The sequence below is a fragment of the Marinilactibacillus kalidii genome (genome assembly GCF_017599325.1).
GTDB classification, from domain to species: domain Bacteria; phylum Bacillota; class Bacilli; order Lactobacillales; family Carnobacteriaceae_A; genus Marinilactibacillus; species Marinilactibacillus kalidii.
Window position 1 is genome coordinate 1 of the sequence record NZ_JAGFVM010000002.1, and the last position, 16,869, is coordinate 16,869.

A 16,869-nucleotide genomic window follows, 5' to 3' on the forward strand; every position below is an offset into this window, starting at 1 on the left:
AAAAATGAAACCTAAAAAAAGAAGACCTATCGAATGAAACCGATAGATCTTCTTAAGGGTAACTAATGTTACCAACACCAGTTGACACAGAGCCATTTTTTATACAAAAAAAGCACTTAAGGCACGATCACCCTAAATGCTCTATATACGCAGTTAGCTGATAGTGCTCCACGATATAATCGTGACAATGCTCCGCTTCTTAAACGGACCACCAGCAGGTAAAATGCGACTCATTTTATCCACTTCGGCAAAGAACCCTTTCTGATTCGATCTTCGGGTGTCACCCTACTGAATCATACTTATTTTCTTCGCGCCTCTATCTGTATTTGATTTTAACGTTTATTAGTGTACAAGGAATCAACAGAGATTGCAAGAAACAATTTCAATCAATCGCTTTCTTTAAAGCTGATTAAACCAACCTTTTCGATTTTTTTTTTTTCGTTTACTACAAAAAAAGCACTGAGTGCTGAACGTTAACCGTCCATTCTCAGTACTTTAAGAAATTTCAATTAAAATGATTTTACCATTCCACCATCGATCAATATATTCTGACCGGTGACGTAAGTATTGGCTCCAGAAACAAGAAATACAGCGACTTTAGCGAATTCATCTGGTTTTCCGTAACGACCCATCGGAATAGATTCCAGCATCTCGTTGGTAACGTCTTCGGTTTTCTTCCCTTGTTTTTCAGCTTTCGCAGCATCTAATTGGACTAAACGATCTGTCTCGATTCGACCCGCACCAATTGTATTGATTAGAATGTTATCGGGTGCTAACTCTTGTGAAAGACTCTTCGATAATCCGGCAATGCCCATTCTAAAAACATTCGACAAGATTAAGCCATCAATGGGTTGTTTGATGGACGAAGAAGCATTATTTAAAATATGACCGCCCGTTTTCTTCATATCTGGCAAAACCGCTCTAATCGTGCGAATAAAACTGAACAATGTTAAATCAAAAGCTTTTTGCCAAGCTAAGTCATCAACATCTTCAAATTTCCCAGCTGGGGGTCCACCTGCATTGTTCACGAGGATAGAGATAGGCCCAAACGTATTACGTGTGACTTCGACAAGATTTTTAATACTTGCTGCATCTGTTATATCAGCGACTGTATAATCAACTGAACCTAAAGCATTCTTTTTAATTTCGGTCTTTGCTTTTTCCAACTTGTCTTTATTTCGGCTTGTCAACATGACGTTGGCCCCTTCTTCGGCAAGTTGTGCTGCAATCGCTTTTCCCAATCCAGCGCTCGAAGCAAGAACCAGAGCCGTTTTACCTTTAAGATTCATATCCATCTTTTTTATCCCCCGTATGATCGATTTAATGTCTCTTATTATAGATCAAACGTTATTTTTGGTAAACAACTTTGGGTTTTCTAGCTGCAATAACTTCGTCTAAGCGTCTGACAGATTGCGTCGTTGGCGCGTTATGGAGTAAGTCTGGCTGTTCTTCTACTTCTTTTGCAATAGCAATCATGGCATCGGCAAATTCATCAAGGGTTTCTTTTGCTTCCGTATCTGTTGGTTCGATCATAATGCATTCCTCAACGATTAACGGGAAGTATACAGTCGGTGCATAGAATCCGTAATCTAACAATCGTTTGGCAATGTCTAATGTACGAACACCTTGTTTTTTCTGACGCAAGCCGCTGAGCACGAACTCATGCTTACAGTGTTGTTTAAACGGTGTATCGTAGGCATCGGCTAATCTAGCTTTCAGATAATTAGCGTGTAACACCGCATACTCAGAAACTTTCTGTAATCCTTGTGCACCCATTGATCGAATATACGCGTAGGCTCTTACATTAACACCAAAGTTCCCGAAATACCCTTTCACACGACCAATAGATTGTGGGTAATCATTATTTAGTACAAATTGCGCCTCTTTCTTTTCGATTCTTGGATTTGGGAGAAACGGTGTTAAAAAAGATTTAACGCCGATTGGACCGGACCCTGGACCGCCACCCCCATGTGGTGTGCTGAATGATTTGTGTAAATTTAAATGAACGACGTCGAATCCCATTTCACCTGGCGTCGATTTACCAAGGATCGCATTTGCGTTAGCACCATCATAGTAAAGTAGTCCACCCGCTTCATGAACGATCTCTGCTATTTCAACGATATCGATTTCAAATAATCCTAGCGTATTAGGATTCGTCAGCATAAGCCCAGCTGTGTCTGGTCCAAGCGCTGATTTAAGTGCTTCTACACCAACAGTCCCATTCTCATTTGATTTGATTTCGACAACATCGTACCCAGCTACGGCTGCACTTGCTGGATTTGTTCCATGTGCTGAATCAGGTACAAGAATCGTTCTTCTTTGTGCACCTTCACCATTTGCTGCATGGTATGCTTTGAAGACAAGCAAGCCTGCCCATTCTCCTTGCGCGCCAGCAGCTGGTTGAAGACAAATTTCATCCATCCCTGTCACTTGTTTTAAATCTTCTTGCAGTTCATACAGCAACTGTAATGCACCTTGCACCGTTTCTGGAGCTTGTAATGGATGGATAGCAGTGAAACCGTCATAACGTGCTACATCTTCATTGATTTTAGGATTATATTTCATCGTACAAGACCCTAACGGATAAAATCCTGTTTCAATACCGAAATTTTTATTCGCTAGAGCGGTATAATGGCGCATCAACTGTAATTCAGAAACTTCAGGAAGTTCAGCAGCTACTTTTCTTGATAAGTGTTCCGGCAATTCAGCAGCTAAATCGTATGTTTCAACATCGTTATCTGGAAGACTGTAAGCGATTCTTCCTGGTTTAGACTGCTCGAAAATGAGCATTTCTTTTTTCTCGATCATGCTTGATTCACCTCCACTAATGCCTCTACAAATGAAATTATTTCTTCTCGCGTTCTTTTCTCAGTCGCACAAAGAAGCATAGCGTTTGGACGATCAACGATTTCTGAAACATCATATCCACCGATGAAACCTTTTTCTAACAACCCTTGATTGATTGCTGAAACGGATTTCGCACATTCGATGACAAATTCGTTGAAATATGCCTTCTCGTTCCAAATGTCCATACCAGACTGCTTAAGTTTTTTTGCTAGGAAATGTGCTTTATTGATATTTTGTTGTGCCATTTCTTGTACGCCTTCTTTGCCCAAAGCCGTCATAAAAACAGCGCTTGCTAGTGCGTTCAAAGCTTGATTAGAACTCATGTTAGAAGTCGCCTTCTCCCGGCGAATATGTTGCTCTCTGGTTTGAAGCGTCATAACAAAACCACGTTTCCCTTCGATATCGACTGTTTCTCCAACGATTCGACTAGGGATTTTCCGCATGTATTTACTAGTCACAGTGAAATAGCCACAATGTGGTCCACCGAAAGACATGGATAGTCCGAGTGGTTGCATGTCACCAACGACGATATCCGCTCCTAAATTACCCGGAGCTTCTAGTTTTGCTAAAGCTAGAGGATTCGCTACAACAATGAGCAACGCTTTAGTATCTTTTAGGGTTTCTTTTATTTCCGCTAGATCTTCAACCGATCCTAAAAAATTTGGATACTGAACAATCACGGCAGCTGTATCTTCTGAAAGTGCTGTTTTCAACTGCGAAATATCTGTAATGTCTTTATTTAAGGGAACCTCTTTAATCTTGTACTCCATACCATAAGCGTATGTACGTACGACCTCTTTCGCTTGCGGGTGGATACCTGCTGACATGAGTACTGTGTTATTTTTGGTTACAGAAGTAGCTAAATTGCAAGCTTCACCAAGAGAAGTAAAGCCGTCATATAAACTCGAATTCGATACATCCATTCCCGTCAATGCACAAATCATGGTCTGAAATTCAAATAATGCTTGTAATTCCCCTTGACTGGCTTCTGGCTGGTAAGGGGTATACGCAGTCATAAATTCCGATTTGAGTGTAACATGATTGACGACGCTCGGAATAAAATGGTCGTATGTTCCTGCACCCAAAAAAAAGGGAAAGGTTGTCGCTGTTTTATTTTGATCTGCCAATTTCTTCATATGTTTTGTCAATTCGTACTCGCTTAATGGATCCGGTAAGTCGATTGATTTATCGTTCGTTGCTCTGGTAGAAACTGGAATATCAGAAAAAAGATCACTAATTGATTCTACACCAATTGTTTTTAGCATTTCTTTTTGGTCTTGATCTGTTGTTGGTAGATATCTGTGTTGCTTTGTCATCATGATCGCTCCTTGTATCAAAAATAGATGCCTCTATAGGATTAAAAAGGAGACTTCTCTTTACTCGAGAAATCTCCTCAATGGTTTCTCTATTATTCATCTTTCACAGATCAATACTTAGATTAAAGCTCGCTTACGTACTGATCATAAGCTTTTGCATCCATCCATTCACCCGTATTCAATTTTTCGCTTGCTTGAACTTCTACGATCCAACCTTCATTAAACGGTGAATCATTCAGTTTTTCCGGCTCATCTTCTAATAAGTCATTTACTTTCGTAATGGTCCCTTGTACGGGTGCGTAAATTTCAGAAGAAGATTTTACTGATTCAACTGTCGAAAAGGCTTCTTCGACGGTCATTTGTCCATTTAATTCAGGCAGTTCCACAAATACAACGTCACCTAACTGTTCTACTGCATAATCAGAAATACCGATTCTAACGTAATCTTCTCCAACTACTTCTATCCATTCATGTTCTTTAGTAAAATACAATGTTTCTTTACCTGCCATTATATTGCCTTCTCTCTTTTAGTTTTTGTGTATTGACTTTAACCAGTCTTTTTTTGTCAACTTGGCTGGAATTTGTTTTGTTCTTACTTTGATCAAAACAGTCTCTCCTAGTTGCGATTCTGCTTTATCAATCAACATCATTCCAATACTTTTACCGAGAGAGGGTGACTGTGTACCAGACGTCACTACACCGATCTCTTTTTGATTTTGATTGAATACTGGATAAGTATGTCTTGCAATACCTTTTTCTAATAATTCAAACCCTCTGGATACTCGTTTTGATCCTTTGATTTTTTCACTTTGCAATACCGCTTGACCGATAAATGGTTCTGTTTTGTCTACTTTGACTGCAAAACCAACGCCACCTTCAAGGGGTGTAATCTCTTCTGTAAGTTCTTGACCATATAGGGCCATGCCAGCTTCTAAACGAAGTGTATCTCTAGCACCTAATCCGCACTCTTTCAATCCGTGCATAAAACCAGCTCGTACAAGTTTTTCCCAGAGAGCTTGTGTCTCATTTTTCTTGACGTATAATTCAAATCCGTCCTCACCGGTGTAACCGGTGCGTGCCACGATCACATCTTTTATCTCACTGAAATGTTCAGCGGGCAGAAAGTGATATGTGTTAAGTGACGCTAAATCTGTCTGGGTAATGGATTTCAATATACGTTCTGACTTCGGACCCTGTAAAGCAATCAAGCCGTAATCATCAGAAACATTTTCAATTTTCACCGTTGATTCAGCATGAGCGATCATCCATTTGTAAATTTTATCTGTATTACCTGCATTCGGAGTGACTAAATAATGATCATCTGAAAATTTAAACAGTAATAAATCATCTAATGTCCCACCTTGTTCATTCGTCATGGTATTATATTGTGCTTGATTGATTGTCATCTTGGATACGTCGTTGGTAACAAGTTGGTTTAACCAGCGCGTTGCTTCCTTCCCTTTAACAACGATTTCTCCCATATGAGAAACTTCGAAAATACCTGCATGCGTTCGTACTGCTTCATGTTCTTCTGCTATCTTGGTGAATTGAACCGGTAATGCCCACCCACCAAAATCAATCAGCTTAAGTCCTTTTTCTTGATAGTATTCATACAGTGGTGTCTGTTTTAATTCTTTGCTTTCCATATCCACCATCGAACGCCTCCAACATTTAATTGAACAAATTTCATATAGATAGAAAATTACCATTTATTTTATTCTATCGATTCACTTGTTCGGTTGATTTCTTAAGATTAATTCTATCATGATTTCATTCGTTCTCAAACAAATAATTCATTAATGTTTAGTAAGAAAAACGCTTACTAATTAATTTTAACGAACATTATAAATAATTTCATTCAATTTGTTCGATAAAACAATATTTTAATCGTTAAAATTCTAATTTCTTAAGATAAAATCCTTTTTTTAAAAATTGCTTTAGAATCTTCATTTCGTCTTTTGTGCTATAATGGAATCAATCACTTATAAAGGAGCGTTTCATTTATGCAACAAGAAATAGCGAACTATACTTTTCAAAATCCGACGAAAATCGTTTTCGGGAAAGATCAAATCAAACAATTATCTTCTTTGATTCCACAAGATAAAAAGGTATTGATCACTTACGGCGGCGGAAGTGTCCAACGTTTTGGCACTTTAGACCGTGTACGTGAAGCTTTAGAGGGTTACAATTTTGGAGAATTTGGTGGTATTGAAGCCAATCCATCATTCGAGACTTGCATGCGTGCCATTGAACTGATCAAAAAAGATGGCTACGATTTTATCCTAGCCATTGGTGGCGGTTCAGTTATCGACGGTTCTAAATTTATCGCAGCTGGTGCTGTATTTGAAGGCGATCCTATCGATATCTTTGGTAGAGGCATCGGTAAAGGTGAACCAATCAAACAGGCTCTTCCACTTGGTACAGTATTGACGCTCCCAGCGACAGCTTCTGAAATGAACGGAGGCGGTGTTATTACGTTTAAAGAAAAACAAGCAAAAATCGGCTTTGGTAGTATACACGTTTATCCAACCTTCTCTATTCTAGAGCCTGAATTAACTTATACCCTTCCTAAAAAACAATTGGCAAATGGCGTGACTGATTCATTCGTTCACATCATTGAACAATATTTAACTTACCCTGTCGGTGGAATGGTTCAAGACGGCTTTGCTGAAAGTTTAATGAAAACTTTGATTACGATTGGCCCTGATGTTGTTAAGGAAGATCTTCACGACTATACGATCCGCGCTAACTTTATGTGGACAGCAACGTTAGCTCTTAATGGGATTTTATCTCAGGGTGTTCCAGGCGATTGGTCAACACATGCACTAGGACATGAATTAACTGTTTTAAATCACACAGATCATGCTCAAACTTTATCTGCTATTTTACCAGCCGTTATGATCGTTAGAAAAGAACAGAAATTTGATAAGCTCGTACAATATGCAGAGAACGTCTGGAATATTAATACTGGTTCCAATGAAGAAAAAGTGGACGCTGCTATTTTGAAGACTGTTGCTTTCCTAAAATCAATCGACATGCCTGTTACATTGAAAGAAATCAATGTTTCTGCTAGCGATATCGATTTCTTGATTGAGCAGCTTGACAAGCATGGTAATGCGAAGCTTTCTGAACGTGGAGATCAAACATTAGATGTTTCAAGAGCTATCTTTGAAAAAGCTTTAGAACTAGAATTTTAAGGACTGCAGAAAATAAGGAGGAATCTTATTGAATCAGCCAACCAAATTAAAGACATTACTTGTACTCTCTCTATCAGGCCTCGTGCTGGCAGCATGTTCACCAGCGTCTGAACCAGAAACGACTGAACAGGATCCGACTGAATCTACTAGCGAGCCTGTCGATACAGATTCAAATGCGGATACGGATACAGATGATCAATCTACGTTATCACAGAATTTACTCGACTGGTTGCCTATGAAAGAAGACACTACTTTTGTTTATGACGGTGAAGGGGATGAATTTGCCTCCTTCAAGGTTTATCCTCAATTTATCCATTCTGATACGCTACAATTTAGTGAATCAAACGGTGGAACAACCAACGTCAAACTATATGAGTATAGTGAAAATGAAGTAAGGGAAGTTTTTGTAAGAGATGAAACTTATTTCAGGGATGATTTAGCTGACACTGGTCTTAGCAGTGAACAGGAAGATTTCGAGATTCTTATACAAGCACCTGTTGAAATTGGGAAAAGTTGGGAAAGTCCTTCTGGGTCTATTTCTGAAATCTCAGATGCTAATGTCGAAATCGATACCCCTTCTGGCACGTATTCGGCACTTGAAATCACCCGTACTTTGGATAACCAGACGACCAAACTTTATTATGCTAAAGATATCGGCTTGGTTCAAAAGGTTTCAGAGCCTGATAGTGACTCACCTGTCACATCAAGTTTAAGTGAAATTCAAGCAGATACGAAGGAAGAGATTCCTTTCAGCTTGTATGAATTAAACGAGATGGCTACGGCGCTTACAACAAAAGATGCTTCACTGGTACTCAGTACGAATGATCCTGCTCGTTTACAATTAACTGAGATTTTAAATGGCGAAACTGACGATATGACGATTCCTACTTTGACAGATAATGCAATGATCAACTATCTTTATCTAGGTAATGATCAGATCGTTCATGTTGATTTTTCTGAAGAGCTCGTTACAGAAATGAATGCTGGTGCGGGTATTGAAAGTCTGTTGATTCAAAGCCTTGTCAATACGATTGGATCGCTTTACCAAGTTGATGAAGTTTTATTAACTGTTGAAGATCAACCGTACGCTTCAGGGCACTTATCGTTTGAAGAAGGACAGACCATGTCTGTTGATCTTTCAAATATAGAATAATTGAACATTCCTAAAGAGATTCCTCACAACAAATGAGGAATCTCTTTTTTCTACAAAAAAAGTGAGTGAACCTATTAACTGGTCCACTCACTTATTTACTTTATTATTTGACTAGTTCATAAATCGCTTCTGCGTAAATCGCCATAGCATTCATTAAATCATCCACAGCCATAAATTCATTTGCTTGGTGCATTGTATCGATACTATCTGGGAACATCGCGCCATAAGCAACGCCACGCTTCATCAGACGACCATACGTACCGCCACCAATGACTTGTTCACTTGGTTCAAGACCTGTCTGGCGTGCATATACATCAAGAAGTGTTTGAACAAGTGGATCATTTCCAGGAACATAGTGAGGTGTTTTACCTTCTGGTAAAGAAACTTCTACAGCATATTGAGATAATTTGTTTTTGATCTGAGTACTAATTTGCTTTTCACTCGTACCTTGAGGATAACGCATATTGACTGTCATTTGACCGCCTTCTTCAGCGTTAAACTTAAATATTCCTGTATTTGAAGTCAACTCACCCATTACTTCATCGGTATGTGCAACGCCTAATTTTTCTCCTGAAGGATCGTCATGCAGGTAAAGTGCTGCTACCTCTATAAAGTCTTTAGCATCTCCACCAAAGTTATATTCAGACAAGAAGCGTGCAAGATACGTCGCTGCATTTACACCTTTAGCTGGTGTACTACCATGCGCTGCTTTACCAACGATTGTAATCGTTACACGATTTTCTTCTACTGAAAGTTCGCCTGTTACCGGTTGACCTGATAGAAAATCTTGAAATTCATTTTGTAATGCTTCAGGATTTTCAGAGTCAATCACCGCTACAGCATCTTGAGGAACCATATTCGCACGAAGACCAGATTCAAATTCAACTAATGTATGTGTACCACCAGTTGCATTTCCTTTGAACGTTAAGTTCGCTGACACATTCCCCTTTTCACCGTTTATAATAGGGAACATTGCATCTGGAGAGAATCCAAAATCTGGTTCAGGTTGTGTTTCAAGATAATGCGTAATGCCTTTCCATTCACTTTCTTCATCTGTTCCCAAAATGAAACGAATCTTTTTAGAAACCGGTAAGTCTAATTCTTTGATCATTTTAATCGCATAGTAAGCGGCCATCCCTGGTCCTTTATCATCGCTTGATCCACGAGCATAAAGACGACCATCTTTAATGACTGGTTCAAATGGATCTGTCTCCCAACCTGTTCCAGTTGGAACGACATCAACGTGAGCCAACACGCCCATAATTTCGTCACCATCACCATATTCAATGTGGCCAGCCCAGTTGTCAAAGTTTTCAGCTTTGAAACCGTCTCGCTCACCAATTGCTAAAAATGCTTCAAGCGCTTCTTTTGGTCCAGGTCCCACAGGTGCTTCTGTTGTCGCTTTTGAATCATCGCGAACACTATCAATTTTTAGAATCGTGAATAGATCCTCTAAAAAATCGTCTTTTCGTTTTGCTGCTTCTGCTTTCCAATCTATTGATTGATTTGCCATGTTCATTATTCCTCCTATAATACTAGCTTGTTCGTGAAGAAGTCGTCATGCACCACTTCTCACTTCTATTTACCATTTTATCACTTTTTTGTTTGAATACCAATTTTCCGATAGGTAAATGATGTGCATAATTCAATAAGCGAGCGTAAAATAAATAAAAAGGAGGATTTTTCATGAAGAAAATAGAGGAATCTATGGTTAGACAATCCATACCGATAAGAGAAAAAAAGAGCTATAAAGGTACTTATGGGCGCTTATTATTTGTAGGAGGAAATGAACAAATGGGTGGTGCGATCATTCTTTCAGCAGCTGCTGGTTTACACTCTGGTGCTGGACTTGTTACAGTAGCTAGTGCACCTGTCAATGTTCATGCACTACATGCTAGAATTCCTGAAGCGATGTTCTTAGATATGTATGACTTGGATGCATTACAGGAAATGGTGAAAGGCATGGATGGGATCGTGATTGGTCCTGGGCTTGGGCAGGATGACCGGTCCAATAAAGTGCTAGAAACCGTCCTTTCAGCTACTTCAACTGAACAGTTTATCGTTGTAGATGGTGATGCGATATCAGTTTTTATCAACGAATCTATGAACAGACCAGCAGCTGACATCATCTTCACACCTCATCTTGGGGAGTGGAAAACATTATCTGACCTGTCTCCTGATGAAGAATACCTAGATTTGAATCAAGAAAAACGGGCAGCACTTGATGCAACAGTCGTTTTAAAGAAAGATCAAAGTGAAATTTATTTTCAAGATGAAGTATGGCAAAATATTCCCGGAAACCCTTCAATGGCAACTGGTGGTATGGGAGATACACTTGCTGGGATGGTTGGCGGATTTAGTGCACAGTTTGCTTCTCGTAAAGAAGGGATTTTATCGGCTGTTTATCTTCACAGTCTGATTGCAAATCGGTTATCCGAGACCCATTATGTAACCCTACCAACTATGATCATAAATGAGATTCCCAAAGTCATGAAAGAATTTGCTGAACCAAACTAGTTTTTCCTAGCTTTCTTCGTTATACTGAAAAGGAATAAAGAAGAAAGGTCGATTTAAGTGAATAAGAAACTATTTGTGATTTGTTTAGCTATTTTTGCGCTCGGTTTTGCGCTAATGTATTTCAACCAATCCCTACTCTTTTTGATTGGTATGGCTGGAATCGTTCTTTTTGCATTCGGTGCAGGTCCTAGACTTGGAGATGACGGTAATGAAGAACGTTTCAAAAAGGATCAAGTTAGATTGATCAAGCTAATGTGGATCAGTGCGTTTTATGTTTCTTCTGGTATTATTGCACTTTTCTTTGTAGTCTGAGTAAACGAATAACCCGAATGCCTTCATGTAGAAGGGATTCGGGTTATTTTTTAGGCTTTTAGCTGTGCTATTTCCGCCTTGGTACATTCTCTATATGCGCCAAGTTCTAAGTGAGGATCTAATGTTAGTTTTCCCATTGATAATCTTTTAAGGTAAAGCACATCTTTTCCTACTGCATGAAACATTCGCTTCACTTGATGAAACTTACCTTCTTGAATCGTAATTTCCACTTTAGAGGTTTGTGTTTCTTCATCAATCGATAAGATCGTTAGTTCAGCAGGCATCGTAACATAGTCATCAGCTAATGTTACACCTTCTTTGAACTGCGTAATATCCTTGTCTGAAACAAGTCCTTCTATTTCGGCGAAGTATGTTTTATCAACATGGCGTTTAGGCGATAGCAATCGATGCGTTAATGCGCCGTCGTTCGTCAACAAAAGCAATCCTTCTGTATCGATATCTAGCCGACCAACCGGATGTGGCTCTTGAACGATATCACTTGGTTGTAATAAATCTAAAACCGTCTCATGCATATCGTCTTCAGTAGCACTGATCACACCCGCAGGTTTGTTCAACATAAAGTATACAAACTCTTGATAATCAAGTGCTTCTCCAGCAATCAAGATAACATCCACGTCAGGATCAACTTGTGTTTTAGGATCTTTGATAACCTCACTATTGATTTCAATCATCGACGCTTTCAGTAATTTCTTTACTTCTTTTCTTGTACCTAACCCACTATGTGCGAGTAATTTATCTATTCTCATCTTGTCACCTCTCTTCTAGTGTAGCTGATTTGGAGTAGAATTGAAAAGAGGATTAGTTGATTCTTAATTTGTTACGGACACGAGTTGCTTGTTCACCAATTAGTCTGTCCGCTAAACGTGTTTTTAGAACTAAATAGCCATATACAATGATACCGACTGCGGCCATGACTGGTAGGGATAAGCCTGCTTGAATCTTGCTATCATAATCTAGTACCATTCCTAATCCCATTTTAGTTAGTAGCGTGAATACGCCCATAATCAACGATAAAATCATGATGAGCGCTGAGCGTCTAAAGAGCAAGCTAGCTGAGAAGCGAGTCGCTTTATGCATGATACGCATCATTAGATAACAAGTCACTCCAAAACCAGCAATTGTTGAGTACAACATACCATAAGCGTTAAGCCCTAATACACCAACGAATAATGGCTGGGTAATAATTTTAACAACAAAACCAATAATCAATGCCCAAATTGCAGGTCTTGTCTGATTGGCTGCTTGTAGCATGTTTCCTAGTACTGCATAGAGTGCAATAAATATACTCATAAAAGCAGATACTTGTGTTACAGAAGTTCCTAATGAACTTGCAGAAAAGAAAACATTGTATAACGGTTCAGCGACTGCTGCCATGCCGACTGCTGCCGGGAACATTGCAAAAAATAATAATTGAACACCTTTTGAGAATTGTTTGCTAACTTCTTTCACATTGCTCTTTGCCATCAAATTACTGATCAACGGTACTGTTGTGATCGACAATGCTGTACCAAATGACGTCAAAATCATAATCAGTTTATGTGCATTTGCTTGGGTTACACCATACGTTTCTTGTATCGTATCATTATCCATATCAGAGAAAAATTCTACGATTGGCTTATAGGTATTTTGATCGATTTGTTGAAATAATGTAATACCTGTTGCAATGATAATAAATGGAATAGACGTTTTAACGATCTCGACTAATAAAGCTCTAGGAGAAACTTTTACCTTATTAGCACTATCTTCAGGCTCATAATTAAAAGCCGTATCCAGACGTTTAATCTTCCATGCTAGATAAAGTAATGAGAAAATTGCACCAATGAAAGCTGCAAAAGTTGAATAACCAACAGCTGTAACATTTGATCCACCTAATACTTGCGTAATCGCATAAGCTGATCCTAACATGAACAAGATACGAGCGAATTGTTCAATGATTTGTGAAATGGCGGGGCCAGCCATTGTATTGTGTCCCTGCAAGAATCCACGTGTCACACTTTGCGCTGGGATAATCAAAAGAGCAGGTACTAGCGCACGCATAACGATAACCGCATCTTCTGTGTTCGCTGATGGACTTGTGCTAGCCAGCACTGGTGCTAATACGTATAAAGCTATCGCCGATACTACCCCAGTGAAAACCATTAATTTTAAACCTTGTTTATAAATAGCTTTTGAAATTTCATATTCTCCAATTGCATTATAATGACTAATTTGTTTGGAGATAGCTGATGGTACTCCAGCTGTCGCTAGAGCCAGAAAGAAAGCATAGGGGTTGTAGCCGATTTGGAATAATGCATTTGCCGCATTGGCATCTCCACGTCCACCCATCCAGGCCATCCAAGGAATAATATAGACAATTCCTAATATTCTTGAAATCATGCTGGATGCAGTCATCCAAGCCGATCCACTGACCATTTTCTGATCATTTGACATTTCTTTTTTAACTACATTTTTCGAAGCCTGATTATCCATGTGTAAAGAAACCTTCTTTCAACAAGTAAACACCTTTGTTTATTATATTTGAATCAATAGATACGTGAAAAAACATAGAAAAAGGCGCATCGAAATGCCCCATTTCCAACTAGACTCTATTTTACTGTTTTAGCCTACCTGTTGCAATGTGGTTTCATGAGAAATAGCGTTTTTAGTAAAAACTTAATTCTTTTAGTGCCGATAAAATCTCTCTATGTTTGTAAAAAATTCTTACCTCTCAGGATACACGCACAGTCTATTTTATCAAATTATCGTTTGAACTGCACTGTTTATTCAAAAAAGAAACGATAGGAGATTATCCTATCGCTTCAAAATTATCATTCAATTAGTTAGGTGCTACGATATTAACGAGTTTTCCTGGGACAACAATTACTTTTCGCACTGTTTTTCCTTCTAAATGCTCTTTAATATTTTCATTATCCATGGCTAGTTTTTCTAATGCTTCTTTGGTAATCGTTCTTGAAGCTTTTGCTTTTCCTCTGATTTTACCATTTACTTGGAAAACCACTTCTACTTCATCTGTTACTAGTTTTGCTTCGTCATAGATTGGCCATGCTTCGTAGGAGATACTTTCTCCTGTTTGTGCAATGCGACTCCATAGTTCTTCCCCAACGTGTGGCGCTACAGGCGATAGCATTTTCAGGAAGCCTTTAATATAGTCAACTGGAAGGCCTTCTGCTTTATAAGCAGCATTTACGAATACCATCAATTGTGAAATTCCAGTATTAAACTGAAGATTTTCAAAGTCTTGTGTAACCTTTTTGACTGTTTGGTGATAAACAACATCTAAAGAACCATCATTGATCGTTGTGATTCTATCTCTTAAACGGTCCTCTTCATCTATTAATAGTCTCCAGACACGGTCAAGGAACTTACGAGATCCTTCTAGACCATCTGTACTCCATGCGATTGCTGCATCAAGTGGCCCCATGAACATTTCATAAACACGCAAAGTGTCAGCACCAAACTCTTCTACTACATCGTCAGGATTGACTACGTTTCCTTTTGATTTAGACATTTTCTCGTTATTTTCCCCAAGAATCATCCCTTGGTTATAAAGACGTTCAAATGGTTCTTTCGTTGGAACCACGCCAAGATCATAAAGGAATTTATGCCAGAAACGCGCATATAGCAAGTGAAGTACGGCATGTTCCGCTCCACCAATGTACAGATCAACTGGTAGCCATTTCTTCAATTTCTCTGGATCAGCTAGTTGTTCAGTATTTTTAGGATCGATGAATCTCAAGAAATACCAAGAACTGCCTGCCCATTGCGGCATAGTGTTTGTATCACGTTTTCCTTTTTTGCCTGTTTCTGGATCAACTACATTAACCCAGTCTTCGATGACGGCTAAAGGTGACTCCCCCGTACCGGAAGGTTGAATTTTGTCTGTCTTAGGCAGCTCGATTGGTAGCTCCGATTCTGGAACTGTCGTTGTTGTCCCATCTTCCCAATGAATAACTGGGATCGGCTCTCCCCAATATCTCTGACGAGCAAACAACCAGTCACGCAGGCGATACGTAATTTTCTTCTCGCCTACTTTTTTCTCTTCCAAATACGCAATCATCTTCTCAATTGCTGCTTCTTTATTTAATCCATCTAGAAAGTCTGAATTGATATGCTTACCATCTTCAGTATAAGCTGCTTCTTCAACGTTACCGCCTTCTAATACAGGAATGATTTCCAAATCGTATTTATTTGCAAATTCGTAGTCACGCTCATCATGTGCCGGTACGGCCATAATCGCACCAGTACCATAAGATGCTAGAACGTAATCTCCAATCCAGATTGGTATTTCTTTACCATTGACTGGATTAACAGCATAAGCACCAGTAAAGACACCCGACTTATCTTTGTTCAAGTCAGTTCGTTCAAGATCTGATTTCAAACTAACTTCCTTAACATACGTTTCTACTGCTTCTTTTTGTTCATCTGAAGTGATTTGTTCAATCAAGTCCGATTCAGGGGCCAACACAGCATAAGTTGCGCCAAACAAAGTATCCGGACGAGTCGTGAAGACAGTGAAATCAAGATCAGTGTCTTTAATTGCAAAATTAACGTTCGCACCCTCTGATTTACCGATCCAATTTCTTTGCATATCTTTAATGTGTTCTGGCCAATCGACAGCCTCTAGATCTTCCAGTAGACGATCCGCATAAGCTGTAATTTTTAACATCCATTGTTTCATCGGTTTACGATAAACAGGATGCCCTCCACGCTCAGACTTTCCATCAATGACTTCTTCATTAGCCAAAACCGTACCCAATGCCGGACACCAGTTAACCGCTACTTCTGCTTCATATGCCAAACCTTTTTCATAAAGCTTAATGAAAATCCATTGCGTCCACTTATAGTAATCGGGGTCAGTAGTGTTGATTTCTCTTTCCCAGTCATAACTAAATCCAAGTGCATTAATTTGACGTTTAAATGTCTGAATATTCTTTTCAGTGAATTCAGCCGGGTCATTTCCTGTATCAAGAGCATACTGCTCAGCAGGAAGACCAAAAGCATCCCATCCCATCGGGTGTAGAACATTGTATCCTTGAGCGCGTTTCATCCGAGAGATGATATCTGTGGCTGTATACCCTTCAGGGTGGCCTACATGAAGCCCTTGTCCTGATGGATACGGAAACATATCTAGTGCATAAAAGTTTTCTTTATGTTCATCTTCTGTAACCTTAAAAGAATGGTGATCTTGCCAAAATTTTTGCCATTTTGGTTCAATGGATCTATGATTAAAAGACATCGTTGATTACTCCTCTTTATTCTATTTTTATTTTAAAAAAAGCCCTATACACTATACAATTGTATAGCGCATAGGGCGAAATATTCGCGGTACCACCTAAGTTCACTGCATAAAAGCAGCCTCAAATCTTTAACGCAGATTTACGGTTCAAGTTTAGAAGAAATAGATTACATTCTTGTTCACTCAAACAACTTCCAGGCGAGTTCTGTTCCCCTTTATACACATTTCCACCGACCATGTGCTCTCTAGGCTAAAGGATTCACGTACTAT

General features: G+C 39.1%; 13 protein-coding genes, 1 riboswitch and 1 other annotated feature (1 of these 15 only partly in view). Of the genes, 4 read left to right on the top strand and 9 right to left on the bottom strand.

What is annotated here, in order from left to right; translation table 11 throughout:
- Positions 1-153 precede the first annotated feature (153 nt).
- A riboswitch (Lysine riboswitch) is annotated at positions 154-327 on the bottom strand.
- A gap of 182 nt (positions 328-509) precedes the next feature.
- The 5 genes from J5J05_RS00010 to gcvT form a co-directional block, all read right to left on the bottom strand.
- Positions 510-1,295: an SDR family oxidoreductase gene (locus J5J05_RS00010; protein WP_208558606.1), complete on the bottom strand. Its 786-nt coding sequence runs from the start codon at positions 1,293-1,295 to the stop codon at positions 510-512.
- Between the two features lie 52 nt (positions 1,296-1,347).
- Positions 1,348-2,808, bottom strand: a complete 1,461-nt coding sequence (gene gcvPB, locus J5J05_RS00015) for an aminomethyl-transferring glycine dehydrogenase subunit GcvPB (RefSeq protein ID WP_208558607.1) — start codon at positions 2,806-2,808, stop codon at positions 1,348-1,350.
- Positions 2,805-4,163 (bottom strand): aminomethyl-transferring glycine dehydrogenase subunit GcvPA, encoded by a 1,359-nt coding sequence (gcvPA, locus tag J5J05_RS00020; RefSeq protein WP_208558608.1) that lies wholly within the window; start codon positions 4,161-4,163, stop codon positions 2,805-2,807. Before gcvPA ends, gcvPB begins: the two co-directional genes overlap by 4 nt.
- A gap of 122 nt (positions 4,164-4,285) precedes the next feature.
- The gene (gcvH, locus tag J5J05_RS00025) at positions 4,286-4,672 is read right to left on the bottom strand and encodes a glycine cleavage system protein GcvH (protein WP_208558609.1); all 387 of its coding nucleotides are present in this window, start codon (positions 4,670-4,672) and stop codon (positions 4,286-4,288) included.
- 18 nt (positions 4,673-4,690) lie between these two features.
- Positions 4,691-5,818, bottom strand: a complete 1,128-nt coding sequence (gcvT, locus tag J5J05_RS00030; protein WP_244244535.1) for a glycine cleavage system aminomethyltransferase GcvT — start codon at positions 5,816-5,818, stop codon at positions 4,691-4,693.
- Between the two features lie 348 nt (positions 5,819-6,166).
- Between gcvT and J5J05_RS00035 the strand changes: the two genes are divergently transcribed.
- Positions 6,167-7,360, top strand: a complete 1,194-nt coding sequence (locus J5J05_RS00035; RefSeq protein WP_208558610.1) for an iron-containing alcohol dehydrogenase — start codon at positions 6,167-6,169, stop codon at positions 7,358-7,360.
- Positions 7,361-7,388: 28 nt separating this feature from the next.
- The gene (locus J5J05_RS00040; protein WP_208558611.1) at positions 7,389-8,513 is read left to right on the top strand and encodes a GerMN domain-containing protein; all 1,125 of its coding nucleotides are present in this window, start codon (positions 7,389-7,391) and stop codon (positions 8,511-8,513) included.
- Between the two features lie 103 nt (positions 8,514-8,616).
- On the opposite strand, the gene pepV is transcribed toward J5J05_RS00040, so the two are convergent.
- Positions 8,617-10,026, bottom strand: coding sequence for a dipeptidase PepV (pepV, locus tag J5J05_RS00045; protein WP_208558612.1), 1,410 nt, complete (start codon positions 10,024-10,026; stop codon positions 8,617-8,619).
- A gap of 173 nt (positions 10,027-10,199) precedes the next feature.
- On the opposite strand from pepV, the gene J5J05_RS00050 reads away from it, so the two are divergent.
- Both J5J05_RS00050 and J5J05_RS00055 read left to right on the top strand, forming a co-directional pair.
- Entirely contained in the window at positions 10,200-11,030 is an 831-nt protein-coding gene (locus J5J05_RS00050) for an NAD(P)H-hydrate dehydratase (protein WP_208558613.1), read from the top strand.
- Between the two features lie 57 nt (positions 11,031-11,087).
- Positions 11,088-11,342: a hypothetical protein gene (locus J5J05_RS00055; RefSeq protein ID WP_208558614.1), complete on the top strand. Its 255-nt coding sequence runs from the start codon at positions 11,088-11,090 to the stop codon at positions 11,340-11,342.
- Between the two features lie 50 nt (positions 11,343-11,392).
- Here J5J05_RS00055 and J5J05_RS00060 read toward each other — a convergent pair whose 3' ends face one another.
- The 3 genes from J5J05_RS00060 to leuS form a co-directional block, all read right to left on the bottom strand.
- On the bottom strand, positions 11,393-12,109 hold the full coding sequence (locus J5J05_RS00060; protein ID WP_208558615.1) for a pseudouridine synthase: 717 nt from the start codon (positions 12,107-12,109) through the stop codon (positions 11,393-11,395).
- Between the two features lie 52 nt (positions 12,110-12,161).
- On the bottom strand, positions 12,162-13,832 hold the full coding sequence (locus J5J05_RS00065) for a putative polysaccharide biosynthesis protein (RefSeq protein WP_208558616.1): 1,671 nt from the start codon (positions 13,830-13,832) through the stop codon (positions 12,162-12,164).
- 346 nt (positions 13,833-14,178) lie between these two features.
- Complete coding sequence (gene leuS / locus J5J05_RS00070) at positions 14,179-16,599, bottom strand: leucine--tRNA ligase (RefSeq protein WP_208558617.1); 2,421 nt, start codon at positions 16,597-16,599, stop codon at positions 14,179-14,181.
- A 68-nt stretch (positions 16,600-16,667) separates the two neighbouring features.
- Positions 16,668-16,869 (bottom strand) — a binding site (T-box leader); it runs 19 nt beyond the window's last position.

Coding starts and splice junctions, on each gene's coding strand:
- J5J05_RS00010 (WP_208558606.1), bottom strand. CDS start 1,295: ATGGATATGAATCTTAAAGGTAAAACGGCTCTGGTTCTTGCTTCGAGC.
- gcvPB (WP_208558607.1), bottom strand. CDS start 2,808: ATGATCGAGAAAAAAGAAATGCTCATTTTCGAGCAGTCTAAACCAGGA.
- gcvPA (WP_208558608.1), bottom strand. CDS start 4,163: ATGACAAAGCAACACAGATATCTACCAACAACAGATCAAGACCAAAAA.
- gcvH (WP_208558609.1), bottom strand. CDS start 4,672: ATGGCAGGTAAAGAAACATTGTATTTTACTAAAGAACATGAATGGATA.
- gcvT (WP_244244535.1), bottom strand. CDS start 5,818: ATGGTGGATATGGAAAGCAAAGAATTAAAACAGACACCACTGTATGAA.
- J5J05_RS00035 (WP_208558610.1), top strand. CDS start 6,167: ATGCAACAAGAAATAGCGAACTATACTTTTCAAAATCCGACGAAAATC.
- pepV (WP_208558612.1), bottom strand. CDS start 10,026: ATGGCAAATCAATCAATAGATTGGAAAGCAGAAGCAGCAAAACGAAAA.
- J5J05_RS00050 (WP_208558613.1), top strand. CDS start 10,200: ATGAAGAAAATAGAGGAATCTATGGTTAGACAATCCATACCGATAAGA.
- J5J05_RS00060 (WP_208558615.1), bottom strand. CDS start 12,109: ATGAGAATAGATAAATTACTCGCACATAGTGGGTTAGGTACAAGAAAA.
- J5J05_RS00065 (WP_208558616.1), bottom strand. CDS start 13,832: ATGGATAATCAGGCTTCGAAAAATGTAGTTAAAAAAGAAATGTCAAAT.
- leuS (WP_208558617.1), bottom strand. CDS start 16,599: ATGTCTTTTAATCATAGATCCATTGAACCAAAATGGCAAAAATTTTGG.